Origin of the sequence: Pseudomonas fuscovaginae SE-1, from assembly GCF_000364705.1 — a bacterium.
Classification (GTDB): Bacteria; Pseudomonadota; Gammaproteobacteria; order Pseudomonadales; family Pseudomonadaceae; genus Aquipseudomonas; species Aquipseudomonas fuscovaginae_A.
The window spans coordinates 20,907-31,654 of the sequence record NZ_AQOH01000072.1 but is presented as its reverse complement, the minus strand read 5'-3'; the positions used below and the strand labels follow the sequence as shown (position 1 = coordinate 31,654).

Genomic DNA, 10,748 nt, shown 5'->3' with positions numbered 1-10,748 from the left:
GCGTCGGCCGTACCAAGCCGTTCTCCTGGATCGGCTGGCGCGGGATGAACCGCGAGGACTGCGTGCGCGAGGATCGCAAGCAACTGGTCGGCCTCAAGCCGATCGATCCGACCAAGTGGCTGCCTGAAGGGGCGCAACTGGTGTTCGATCCGAAGCAGTCGATCCCGATGAAGATGGTCGGTCACGTGACCTCCAGCTATGCCCATAACTCCCTTGGCTACTCGTTCGCCATGGCGGTGGTCAAGGGTGGTCTCAAGCGTATGGGTGAGCGCGTGTTCGCACCGCTGGCCGATGGCAGCGTGATCGAGGCGGAGATCGTGTCCTCGGTGTTCTTCGATCCGAAAGGCGATCGCCAGAACATCTAAGTCGATCGTTCCCACGCTCCGCGTGGGAATGCATCCCGGGGCGCTCCGTACCCCAAGAGCGGACGCGGAGCGTCCATGGCGGCATTCCCACGCAGAGAGTGGGAACGATCAGAGACAGAATTCAATACAGGTGTTTCACATGAGCACAGCCAACGTTTACCAGCAACGCCCGACTTCCGGGGCCAAGGCCGAGTCGTCGTTGCACCATGCCGATCTGGCCAGCCTGGTGGGCAAGGGCCGCAAGAACGCCGGCGTGACCGTGCGGGAAAAGAAACTGCTCGGCCACCTGACCATCCGTGGTGACGCCCATGACCCGGCATTCGCCGCTGGCGTGAAGAAGGCCCTGGGCCTGGACCTGCCCGTGGCCCTGACCGTCGTCGCCAAGGGCGAGACCAGCCTGCAGTGGCTCGGCCCGGACGAGTGGCTGCTGGTGGTGCCGACCGGCGAGGAATACGCCGCCGAAAAGGCCCTGCGCGAAGCGCTGGGCGACCTGCACATCGCGATCGTCAACGTCAGCGGTGGTCAGCAACTGCTGGAACTGAGCGGCCCGAACGTGCGCCAGGTGCTGATGAAGTCGACCAGCTACGACGTGCACCCGAACAACTTCCCGGTCGGCAAGGCTGTCGGTACGGTGTTCGCCAAGTCGCAGCTGATCATCCGTCACACTGGCGAAGACACCTGGGAACTGGTGATCCGTCGCAGCTTCTCGGACTACTGGTGGTTGTGGCTGCAGGATGCGGCAGCGGAGTACGGCCTGAACGTTCAGGCTTGAGGCTGAAATGTGCCGAGGGCCTGTATCAGGAGGCACATTTGGGCGAAAAGTATAGCTGTGGCGAGGGGGCTTGCCCCCGCTGGGCTGCAAGGCAGCCCCGAACCCTGAGCACGCGGTGTGTCTGACACACTGAGTTTGCCGGTTTTACGGCTGCTCTGCAGCCGAGCGGGGGCAAGCCCCCTCGCCACGGGTAGACCCGCAAGCCCCTTGCAGAAGCGATCTCCTTTCTTCGGGGATCAGTGCCAGACCCACCCAGGTTTTTGCAGCATTCAAGAACAGGAGTCACCCGATGAGCCGCGCCCCCGATACATGGATCTTGACCGCCGATTGCCCCAGCGTGCTCGGCACGGTGGATGCGGTGACCCGCTTCCTGTTCGAGCAGGGCTGCTACGTCACTGAACACCATTCGTTCGATGACCGCCTTTCGGGCCGGTTCTTCATTCGTGTGGAATTCCGCCAGTCCGAAGGCTTCGACGAACAGGCGTTCCGCGCAGGCCTGGCCGAGCGTGGCAAGGCGTTCGGCATGACCTTCGAGCTGACCGCGCCGAACTACCGGCCGAAAGTGGTGATCATGGTCTCCAAGGCCGATCACTGTCTCAACGACCTGCTCTACCGCCAGCGGATCGGCCAATTGTCCATGGACGTGGTCGCGGTGGTGTCCAACCATCCCGATCTCAAGCCCCTGGCCGACTGGCACCAGATTCCCTACTACCATTTCCCCCTCGACCCCAACGACAAACCGGCCCAGGAACGGCAGGTGTGGCAGGTGATCGAGGAGTCCGGTGCCGAACTGGTGATTCTCGCCCGCTACATGCAGGTGCTGTCGCCGGAACTGTGCCGCAAGCTCGATGGTCGCGCCATCAACATTCACCATTCGCTGCTGCCGGGCTTCAAGGGTGCCAAGCCCTATCATCAGGCCTACAACAAGGGGGTGAAGCTGGTGGGGGCCACCGCGCACTACATCAACAACGACCTGGACGAAGGGCCGATCATCGCCCAGGGCGTCGAGGTGGTGGATCACAGCCACTACCCCGAGGACCTGATCGCCAAGGGCCGGGACATCGAGGGGCTGACCCTGGCGCGGGCGGTGGGCTACCACATCGAGCGGCGGGTATTCCTCAACGCCAACCGGACGGTCGTCCTTTGAGTTTCATGCCGCCCATTCTGGCCTCATCGCCAGCAAGCCGGCTCCCACAGTCGCTGGGCGGTGCCCACGGCCCCTTGTGGGAGCCGGCTTGCTGGCGACAGGGCCCTGAAAACAACACAAAAAAAGCAGTAAAAAAGACACAAGCACAACCCCGAGCAATCAACGCGTTGCTTCGTGGCAACGCGTCAGCTACATAAAAACAACAGCGAGGTGAAAGCATGTCTGGCAATCGTGGAGTGGTATACCTTGGCGCTGGCAAGGTAGAAGTACAGAAGATCGACTATCCGAAAATGCAGGACCCGCGTGGCAAGAAGATCGAGCACGGCGTGATCCTGCGTGTGGTATCCACCAACATCTGCGGCTCCGACCAGCACATGGTCCGCGGCCGTACCACCGCCCAGGTCGGCCTGGTGCTGGGCCACGAAATCACCGGTGAAGTGGTCGAGAAGGGCAGCGACGTCGAGAACCTGAAGATCGGCGACCTGGTCTCGGTGCCGTTCAACGTGGCTTGCGGGCGCTGCCGTTCCTGCAAGGAAATGCACACCGGCGTCTGCCTGACCGTCAACCCGGCGCGTGCCGGCGGTGCCTACGGCTACGTCGACATGGGCGACTGGACCGGCGGCCAGGCCGAGTACGTGCTGGTGCCGTACGCCGATTTCAACCTGTTGAAACTGCCGGATCGCGACAAGGCCATGGAAAAGATCCGTGACCTGACCTGCCTGTCCGACATCCTGCCCACCGGTTTCCACGGCGCTGTCACCGCCGGCGTCGGCCCGGGCAGCACCGTGTATGTCGCCGGTGCCGGCCCGGTCGGCCTGGCTGCCGCGGCTTCGGCACGCCTGCTGGGCGCGGCCGTGGTCATCGTCGGCGACCTGAACCCGGCCCGTCTGGCCCATGCCAAGGCCCAGGGCTTCGAGATTGCCGACCTGTCCCTCGACACGCCGCTGCACGAGCAGATCGCCGCGCTGCTGGGCGAGCCGGAAGTGGACTGTGCGGTCGACGCCGTGGGCTTCGAAGCCCGGGGCCATGGCCATGAAGGTGCCAAGCACGAGGCACCGGCCACTGTGCTCAACTCGCTGATGCAGGTCACCCGCGTGGCCGGCAAGATCGGTATCCCCGGCCTGTACGTGACCGAAGACCCGGGTGCGGTGGATGCCGCCGCCAAGATCGGTGCACTGAGCATCCGCTTCGGCCTGGGCTGGGCCAAGTCCCACAGCTTCCATACCGGCCAGACCCCGGTGATGAAGTACAACCGCCAGTTGATGCAGGCGATCATGTGGGACCGCATCAACATCGCCGAAGTGGTCGGTGTGCAGGTGATCAGCCTGGACGACGCACCGAAGGGCTACGGCGAGTTCGATGCCGGCGTGCCGAAGAAATTCGTGATCGACCCGCACAAGATGTTCAGTGCGGCGTAAGCACGGGGCACGATGAAAAAAGGGCGACTCCGGTCGCCCTTTCTGTTTTTCGGCGCCTAGCCGGCGGGTGCCGCCAGCTTGCTGTAGGCGAATGCACACTGGCCGACCACGCTGTTCTGACAGGTGTTGCCGGGCCAGTCGGTACCCTGGCCCGGCTGCCAGCCTTCGAAGGCCTTGAGCACCAGGCGGATGCCGGCGTCACCCGGGCCCTCGTAGTCGCAGATCACCGCCTTGGTACTTTCCTTGTAGGTGGCGCTGATGAAGGCGACCTGTTGCAGATAATCCCCCTTGGCTTCCTCGTTCTCTCCTGTCCAGCTGCTGCCGCCGGGGCCTGATGCCTGGTAGCTGAAGCCGCCACCGGCCATCTCGCTCTGGCTGATCTGCTCCCTGGCCGGGCAGGTCGCGGTCTGCACCGGGTCGGCGGCGTAGGCCTGGCTGGCCAGCGCCAGGGTGAGCAGGGCCAGACGGTTTGCAAGTCGGTTTCGCATGAGTCGGTACTCCCTTCCGTTGTCGTGGGCCTTCATGTTGAGTGGCCGGGAAGGGGAGCGGCTACTGTCAGAAATGACAGTTCTCAAGGTCGTTTCGAAATAACCGGCTGAGGGTGATCGAAGGCGGGGCTATTAGGCGCGTGGGACTGTCGGTGATCTCCCGGATGCAAGCATTCACCGCTGTCCCGCCTTTGCCGCGCTCACCCGCTGGCAGAACTCCGGATAGAAGCCACGGCCACTCGGATCGCTGCAATAGTTGCTGGCCTGGGCCAGGGTCTCGCCGCTGAACTTCAGCTCGCGGGGCCTGCTGGCGAAGTTGATGTAGCCGTCCCGCTGGGTCTTGATCGCGTCGAAACCGTCCATTCCATACACCAGCTCGACGTCATCGGTGGCGACGATCCGCGCCTTGATCGTCACCTGGGTGTATTGCCTGCCACCCGGTGCACCGTTCACCGCCGCCAGGCCCTGGCCGATCGTACGCAGCATTCGCGCAACCCAGGCTTCGTCGTCATCGGGCCCGGGCTGATAGAGAATGGTCAGCGTCCGCTGGTCGCGGATGACTTCGGTCAGCGCCGGGTCGCTGCGCTTGACGCGGTGTTCGAGGGTCAGCCAGGCGGTCTGCTCGTCGTCGAGGTTGTCGGGCAGTTCGGGGTTCAGCGGGCCACGCCGGCATTCGTGCACGCCGAAGGCGATGCCAAGGCCGGCCAGGATGATTGCCAGGGCGGTGCCGCCGATTTTCACGTCCATACGCATTCCTTCCCTCAGGGGCGCTCACTTTACGGCAAATGCCCGGCCCACGCACCGGCATGGACGGCGATCGTGGATTCCCAGGCCGCGAATGCGGGTTTCCGCCGGGTGCGGGCGCCTTTTCCTGTGCGGCCTGTCGCCGCCGGGCAATGGTCGCCAGGGCGCTTGCCTCTCAACATGGGCCCCCCATCACATCACTCGATAAAGAGGTGCCTTCATGGCCAAAAAGGAAATCCGACTTTCACTGGAAGATATCGACGGCAACGGCAGCCCGGAGGTGCTGGTGGAGTTCTACGAAGGAGATGAACTCATCTTCGCTTCTGCCGTGTCCTCGTCCGGCGAGGACAAGACCTACGACACCGTCGACGTCCGGGTCGACATGGATGAGGATGGCGACATGGATGCGGACGATGAACGCTATCTGCTCACCCTGTGCCAGGCCTTCGTCGACTTCTCCCGCTGAATCGCTGTTGTCTTGATTGTCTCCCCGGATGGCCGTCTGCCTTAGGGTCGGTCGTCCATCCCTTAGGCCGGATTCTCGTGCCACTCGGCAACGAGGAGTCGGCCTGTTTTCAGGCTAATATGGCAAAAATAGCCAAAATGGCTGGTGATTGTTATAGTGGATTGACCTTCCCAATCTGTGAGCACGCGCCATGATTGCCCTGCCTGACCTCCTCGATCTGCCGCGCCAGAACGCTTCCCAGGTGAAGAACAAGTGGGCCGACGTGGTCCGCCTGGTTCATCAGTCCGGCAGCGTCGCGGTGACCAACCACTCCACCGTGGAGATGGTCCTGCTGGATGCCGAGACCTACCAGCAACTGACTGCCCAGGTGCAGGCCTACAAGGATCGTGAGCAGTCGGCCCTGGAAGAACTGACCCAGCGTTTTGACGCGCGCCTGCAAAGCCTGCAACAACCCCAGGCGGCCCAGGGGGTGCGTTCGCTGCTGGCGGCCAAGGGCAAGCTGGGCAAGCGGCCTGAAGCCGGTTCCACGTTCTGATGAGCGAAACGCCGGCCGGCGAACGCCCGTTCATTTTTGTCCTGGCCGGGGTCAACGGTGCCGGCAAGAGTTCGGTGGGCGGGGCGTTGCTCGCCGAGCATGGCCTGGACTGGTTCGACCCCGACAGCTTTGCCCGCGAACTGGCGAGCAGCCTGGGCATCGACCAGCAGCGTGCCAATGGCCTGGCCTGGGAACATGGCCGCAAACAACTGGAAGACGCCCTGCGTGAGCGGCGCAACCATGCCTTCGAAACCACTCTGGGTGGCAACACCATCGCCTTGATGCTCGCCCAGGCGGCGCAGACCCATGATGTGATCATGCTGTTCTGTGGCCTGTCCTCGCCGGAGCAGCATCTGCGGCGGGTGCGTCTGCGGGTTGCCCGGGGTGGCCATGACATTCCGGAGCCGAAGATCCGTGAGCGTTGGGTCAACTCGCGGGTCAACCTGATCAGCCTGATGCCGTACCTGACGCATCTGCAGGTGTTCGACAACAGCACCGATGTCGCGCCGGGCGAGGCCATTCCCGATCCGTTGCTGGTCCTGGAAATGGCCGGCGGCCAACTGCTCAGCCCCGACCCGAAGGACGCCCAGGCCCTGCAAGCCATTCCCGTATGGGCGAGACCGCTGGTTCAGGCCGCCATCGAGCGGCTTTCCGGCTGACGGCAAGGCCGCACGGCCAATCCCCGCCATACTTGGTGGCAGGGTGGAACAAGCCCGGCTTTTCCCACTCCAATGGCCAGCGCCGACCGCTGGCCAGCGGTGGCCTTCGATGACTTGTGAGGTGGCTGCAATGAAAATTCCACGCGGTGTCGTACTGGCTTCGCTCCTGGCCTTCGCCGCTACGCCGGTGTTCGCGGCGTTCAGCCTGAATGACGCGGCCAATGCGCTGTCGGCCCTGCAGGGCGGTCAGGAGGGCAATGCCACGGCGCCGGAGGGTGGCCTGCTCAGCGCCCTGGGTTCGCAACTGAACGTCACCCCGGAGCAGGCCATCGGCGGGGCCGGGGCGATGCTCGGCCTGGCGAAGAACCAGCTCAGCGGCAACGACTATTCGCAACTGAGCCAGAGCGTGCCAGGGCTCGACCAGTTGTCGGGCGGCGGCGCGCTGGCCGGGCTCGGCGGCCTGCTCGGCCAGGCAGGTGGCTCGTCGGCTTTGGGTAACGCGCTGGGCAACGTGAAGAACACCCACGACCTGGACAACGCCTTCGGCGCCCTGGGCATGGACAGCGGCATGGTCGGCCAGTTCGCGCCGATCCTCCTCAAATACCTGGGCGACCAGGGTGTCGGCGGCTCGCTGTTGCAGAGCCTCGCCGGCATCTGGGGCACCGGCGGCTGAGCCATCGCCACGGCTGGCAACGCACCGGACTCCGTCGGGAACCGGTGCGTTTTTGTTTGCGCAGCCACGATGCGGGTTCAGTTATTTCATGCGGTGTGCTATTTGTCGCCGCCTGTTCATGGAGAGAGTGGCACAAGCATGTTGGTCGATGCGGTGAGGATGTCGTTGCACCTGGATGCGGTCATGGGATTCGTCCTGTACCTGCTGGTGGCACTGCTGGTTTTCGGGCTGTATGCCTGCCTCTATACCTGGATGACGCCGCACAAGGAGTGGACGCTGATCCGTGCCGGCAACGTTGCCGCCGCGACCGCCCTGGGTGGCGCGTTGATCGGCTTCGCGATCCCGGCGGCCAGTGCCATTGCCCATTCGGTGTCGCTGGTGGATTTCCTGGTCTGGGCGCTGATCGCGCTGGTCGCCCAACTGCTGGCATTCGGCCTGGTCAGCCTGCTGATTCGCGGTCTGTCGGCCCGGATCGCCAAGGGTGAATTGGCGGCGGCGATCCTTTCGGCGGCGATCTCCATCAGTGTCGGCCTGCTCAATGCGGCCTGCATGACCCCACCGGTCTGAGGGCGCTGGCGATGAAACGTAGCCAACGTGTTGGCCTGGTGTTGCTGGGCAGCGTGCCCTTCGTGCTGGTGGCCTGTGATGGCGAGCAGGTGCGGACGCGCGATGTCGCCAAGACCACGCAGTATGCCAGCGAGCCGGCCTGTGTCGCGGCCGGCGTGGCAGCCGATGTCTGTGCCGATGCGGCGGCGGAGGCTCGCGACCAGCATCTGGAAATCGTGCCGGAGTACCCCAGCCAGGACGCCTGTGCCAGTGATTTCACCCGCGGCGACTGCGTGGCCGATCTGGGCAATACCCGCTTCCACCCGCTGATGGCCGGCTTCAACCTGACCACCGTGCAGGCGGTGCCGGCGCCTCTTGAAGAGGAAAAGCGGCTGGATGACCAGACCGTGATCGAGAGCGGCCCGCCTGTCGTCTCGTCGAACGGTGGCGGCTACGGCAGTTCTTTCGGCGGCTCCGGTTATTCCAGCTACTCCAACGACTGGGGCAGCCGCTTCTGGCGCTGGATCGGCCTGGGCACCGACCCCTACGCACCGCGCTACTTCAGCGAGCCGTTGTACAACGAGCGTGATGGCCGTGGCGGCTACCAGGCCAGCAGCCTCGATCAGCAGGCCCGGGCCGGCAAGACCTTCGCCCAGTCGAGCAACGCGCGTTTTCGCCTGAACAGCCCGGGGCGTTTCACCCCGGCGTCGTACAGTGGTTCGGCACCACGAGTGGTCAGCCGCGGCGGTTTCGGTTCATCCCACGGCAGCAGCAGGGGTGGCTGATGAAACGCGTCTCCAGCTTGCCCCGTCCGGATTGGCGGGCCACCGCCGAACGGCTGGGCTTTCATTTCCACACGTTCGATGGCGAGCCCTACTGGGATGAGTCGGCCTACTACCAGTTCAGCCTGCGCCAGATCGAGGACGACCTCGAAGAGCCGAGCCGCCAGTTGCATGAGCTGTGCATGGAGCTGGTCGAGCGGGTGGTGGACAGCGAGCAACTGCTTGATCGCCTGGCGATCCCCGAGGCCTATCGCGACCTGATCCGTCACTCCTGGCGCCAGGGCCACCCGCACCTCTATGGGCGGATGGACCTGTGCTACGACGGCCACGGTCCGGCCAAGCTGCTGGAGACCAACTACGACACACCGACGTCGCTGTACGAGGCGAGTTTCTTCCAGTACGTCTGGCTCGAGGAGCAGATGCACCGTGGGCAACTGCCGGGCCGGGCCGACCAGTTCAACAGCATCGAGGACAAGCTGCTGCAGGCCTTCGTCGAACTCGGGTTCCAGTCGCCGTTCCACTTCGCCTCGGTCCGTGATTCGCTGGAAGACCGTGGCACGGTCGAGTATCTGAGTGACATCGCCCGCCAGGCCGGACTGGCGACGCAACTGATCGATATCGAGGCGATCGGCCTGGACCGGGCCGGGCGTTTCGTCGACGAGCAGGACCAGCCGATCAGCACCCTGTTCAAGCTCTACCCTTGGGAAAACCTGTTCAGCGAAGCCTTCGGCCCGGCCATCGCCCACAGCCGGACGCTATTCGTCGAGCCACCGTGGAAGGCGATCCTGTCGAACAAGGGGGCGTTGGCGCTGCTCTGGGAAATGCATGAGGGCCACCCGAACCTGCTGCCGGCCTTCATCGATCCGGATCCGCAGGGACGTCCGGGCCGGGGCTGGGTGCGCAAGCCGTTCTTTTCCCGGGAGGGGGCCAATGTGGAAATTCACACGCCGACCGGCGAACGGATCAGCGAGCAGGGTCCCTATGACCAGGGGCCGTTCGTGCTGCAGCAGTTCCAGCCGTTGCCTTCGTTTGCCGGCAGCCATACGGTGCTCGGCAGCTGGATGATCGGCGATCAGCCGGCCGGCCTCGGCATTCGCGAGGACAACTCGCTGATCACCAAGGATACCAGCCGTTTCCTGCCACACATCATCCTCGACTGAGGTTCAGCCGCGCTCGCTGCGCAGTGCGGCAATGCGCTGGTCCTTCTCGCTCCAGAGCCGGTTGACCCAGTCCTGGACCCGCTTGCGCAGCACCGGATCGTTCTCGTAGTCGCCCTGCCACAGGCTCGGGTCCATGGCGAGGGTATGGAAGTCGATGATCACCTTGGGCACGTTGCCGCTGATCAGGTCCCAGAAGCCCGGGATCCTGTCCTGTGGATAAACCACCGTGACATCGAGCACCGCGTCCAGCTGTTCGCCCATTGCCGCGAGGACGAAGGCCACGCCGCCGGCCTTGGGCTTGAGCAGGTGCTGGAACGGCGAGCCCTGCTGCTGGCGCTTGGCCTCGCTGAAGCGGGTGCCTTCCAGGTAGTTGACCACGGTCACCGGCTGGCGCTTGAACAGCTCGCAGGCGGCCTTGGTGATTGCCAGGTCCTGGCCCTTGAGTTCCGGGTGCTTGTCCAGGAAGGCCTTGGAGTAGCGCTTCATGAACGGGTAGTCCAGCGCCCACCAGGCCAGGCCCAGGAACGGTACCCAGATCAGTTCCTTCTTTAGGAAGAACTTGAAGAACGGCGTACGCCGGTTGAGCGACTGGATCAGCGCCGGGATGTCGACCCACGACTGGTGGTTGCACACCACCAGGTACGAGGTGTCACCGCGCAGGCCATCGGCACCGCGAATGTCCCAGCGGGTGGGAATGCACAGGGAGAAGATCAGCTTGTCGATCTCGGCCCAGGTTTCGGCGATCCACATCACCGCCCGGCTGGCGTGATCGCGCAGACGACCGGGCAACACCAGCTTGAGCAGGGCGAACACCATCAGCGGGCCGATCAGCACCAGGGTGTTGAGCAATAACAGCAGCGTAACGAGGCTGCCGGTGAGCAGGCGGCGCATAAGGGAACTCTTTCAGGGCGTGAGGGCGCGTCATCATAAAGGCGTGGCGGGCAGACGCCAAATCCGCCGATCGACGAAGGTTTCACGCAAGATGGCCCAGGT

Annotated in this window: 14 protein-coding genes; 11 read left to right on the top strand and 3 right to left on the bottom strand. The window is 64.2% G+C overall.

Annotated features, from left to right (window positions below; genetic code table 11):
• The 4 genes from K675_RS30500 to fdhA all read left to right on the top strand — a co-directional run.
• On the top strand, positions 1-365 hold a 365-nt coding region (locus tag K675_RS30500; RefSeq protein WP_037006369.1), incomplete at its 5' end, for a glycine cleavage T C-terminal barrel domain-containing protein.
• A 139-nt stretch (positions 366-504) separates the two neighbouring features.
• The gene (locus tag K675_RS0108495) at positions 505-1,137 is read left to right on the top strand and encodes a sarcosine oxidase subunit gamma (protein WP_017903088.1); all 633 of its coding nucleotides are present in this window, start codon (positions 505-507) and stop codon (positions 1,135-1,137) included.
• A gap of 289 nt (positions 1,138-1,426) precedes the next feature.
• Positions 1,427-2,284, top strand: a complete 858-nt coding sequence (gene purU, locus K675_RS0108490; protein ID WP_017903087.1) for a formyltetrahydrofolate deformylase — start codon at positions 1,427-1,429, stop codon at positions 2,282-2,284.
• A 218-nt stretch (positions 2,285-2,502) separates the two neighbouring features.
• Positions 2,503-3,702: a formaldehyde dehydrogenase, glutathione-independent gene (fdhA, locus tag K675_RS0108485; protein ID WP_020481043.1), complete on the top strand. Its 1,200-nt coding sequence runs from the start codon at positions 2,503-2,505 to the stop codon at positions 3,700-3,702.
• A gap of 56 nt (positions 3,703-3,758) precedes the next feature.
• On the opposite strand, the gene K675_RS0108480 is transcribed toward fdhA, so the two are convergent.
• The gene (locus K675_RS0108480; RefSeq protein ID WP_017903085.1) at positions 3,759-4,190 is read right to left on the bottom strand and encodes a DUF3757 domain-containing protein; all 432 of its coding nucleotides are present in this window, start codon (positions 4,188-4,190) and stop codon (positions 3,759-3,761) included.
• A gap of 174 nt (positions 4,191-4,364) precedes the next feature.
• A complete protein-coding gene (locus K675_RS0108475; RefSeq protein ID WP_017903084.1) occupies positions 4,365-4,937 on the bottom strand; it encodes a hypothetical protein in 573 nt (190 codons plus the stop codon).
• Between the two features lie 217 nt (positions 4,938-5,154).
• On the opposite strand from K675_RS0108475, the gene K675_RS0108470 reads away from it, so the two are divergent.
• The 7 genes from K675_RS0108470 (at position 5,155) to K675_RS0108440 (ending at position 9,755) form a co-directional block, all read left to right on the top strand.
• Positions 5,155-5,400: a hypothetical protein gene (locus tag K675_RS0108470; protein ID WP_017903083.1), complete on the top strand. Its 246-nt coding sequence runs from the start codon at positions 5,155-5,157 to the stop codon at positions 5,398-5,400.
• A gap of 190 nt (positions 5,401-5,590) precedes the next feature.
• A complete protein-coding gene (locus K675_RS0108465) occupies positions 5,591-5,935 on the top strand; it encodes a type II toxin-antitoxin system Phd/YefM family antitoxin (protein WP_017903082.1) in 345 nt (114 codons plus the stop codon).
• On the top strand, positions 5,935-6,594 hold the full coding sequence (locus K675_RS0108460; protein WP_017903081.1) for an AAA family ATPase: 660 nt from the start codon (positions 5,935-5,937) through the stop codon (positions 6,592-6,594). The genes K675_RS0108465 and K675_RS0108460 overlap by 1 nt, the downstream gene beginning before the upstream one ends.
• Positions 6,595-6,724: 130 nt before the next feature.
• On the top strand, positions 6,725-7,267 hold the full coding sequence (locus K675_RS0108455; protein WP_017903080.1) for a DUF2780 domain-containing protein: 543 nt from the start codon (positions 6,725-6,727) through the stop codon (positions 7,265-7,267).
• A gap of 141 nt (positions 7,268-7,408) precedes the next feature.
• Complete coding sequence (locus K675_RS0108450) at positions 7,409-7,834, top strand: DUF350 domain-containing protein (RefSeq protein WP_026145035.1); 426 nt, start codon at positions 7,409-7,411, stop codon at positions 7,832-7,834.
• Positions 7,835-7,845: 11 nt separating this feature from the next.
• On the top strand, positions 7,846-8,598 hold the full coding sequence (locus K675_RS0108445; RefSeq protein ID WP_017903078.1) for a DUF1190 domain-containing protein: 753 nt from the start codon (positions 7,846-7,848) through the stop codon (positions 8,596-8,598).
• On the top strand, positions 8,598-9,755 hold the full coding sequence (locus K675_RS0108440; protein ID WP_017903077.1) for a glutathionylspermidine synthase family protein: 1,158 nt from the start codon (positions 8,598-8,600) through the stop codon (positions 9,753-9,755). Before K675_RS0108445 ends, K675_RS0108440 begins: the two co-directional genes overlap by 1 nt.
• 3 nt (positions 9,756-9,758) lie before the next feature.
• Here K675_RS0108440 and K675_RS0108435 read toward each other — a convergent pair whose 3' ends face one another.
• On the bottom strand, positions 9,759-10,646 hold the full coding sequence (locus tag K675_RS0108435) for an acyltransferase (RefSeq protein ID WP_017903076.1): 888 nt from the start codon (positions 10,644-10,646) through the stop codon (positions 9,759-9,761).
• Between the last annotated feature and the right edge of the window lie 102 nt (positions 10,647-10,748).

Bases quoted from the DNA above. Each gene is read 5' to 3' on its own strand.
- K675_RS0108470 (WP_017903083.1), top strand. From the start codon at position 5,155: ATGGCCAAAAAGGAAATCCGACTTTCACTGGAAGATATCGACGGCAAC.
- K675_RS0108460 (WP_017903081.1), top strand. From the start codon at position 5,935: ATGAGCGAAACGCCGGCCGGCGAACGCCCGTTCATTTTTGTCCTGGCC.
- K675_RS0108465 (WP_017903082.1), top strand. From the start codon at position 5,591: ATGATTGCCCTGCCTGACCTCCTCGATCTGCCGCGCCAGAACGCTTCC.
- K675_RS0108455 (WP_017903080.1), top strand. From the start codon at position 6,725: ATGAAAATTCCACGCGGTGTCGTACTGGCTTCGCTCCTGGCCTTCGCC.
- K675_RS0108440 (WP_017903077.1), top strand. From the start codon at position 8,598: ATGAAACGCGTCTCCAGCTTGCCCCGTCCGGATTGGCGGGCCACCGCC.
- purU (WP_017903087.1), top strand. From the start codon at position 1,427: ATGAGCCGCGCCCCCGATACATGGATCTTGACCGCCGATTGCCCCAGC.
- K675_RS0108445 (WP_017903078.1), top strand. From the start codon at position 7,846: ATGAAACGTAGCCAACGTGTTGGCCTGGTGTTGCTGGGCAGCGTGCCC.
- K675_RS0108495 (WP_017903088.1), top strand. From the start codon at position 505: ATGAGCACAGCCAACGTTTACCAGCAACGCCCGACTTCCGGGGCCAAG.
- K675_RS0108475 (WP_017903084.1), bottom strand. From the start codon at position 4,937: ATGGACGTGAAAATCGGCGGCACCGCCCTGGCAATCATCCTGGCCGGC.
- fdhA (WP_020481043.1), top strand. From the start codon at position 2,503: ATGTCTGGCAATCGTGGAGTGGTATACCTTGGCGCTGGCAAGGTAGAA.
- K675_RS0108435 (WP_017903076.1), bottom strand. From the start codon at position 10,646: ATGCGCCGCCTGCTCACCGGCAGCCTCGTTACGCTGCTGTTATTGCTC.
- K675_RS0108480 (WP_017903085.1), bottom strand. From the start codon at position 4,190: ATGCGAAACCGACTTGCAAACCGTCTGGCCCTGCTCACCCTGGCGCTG.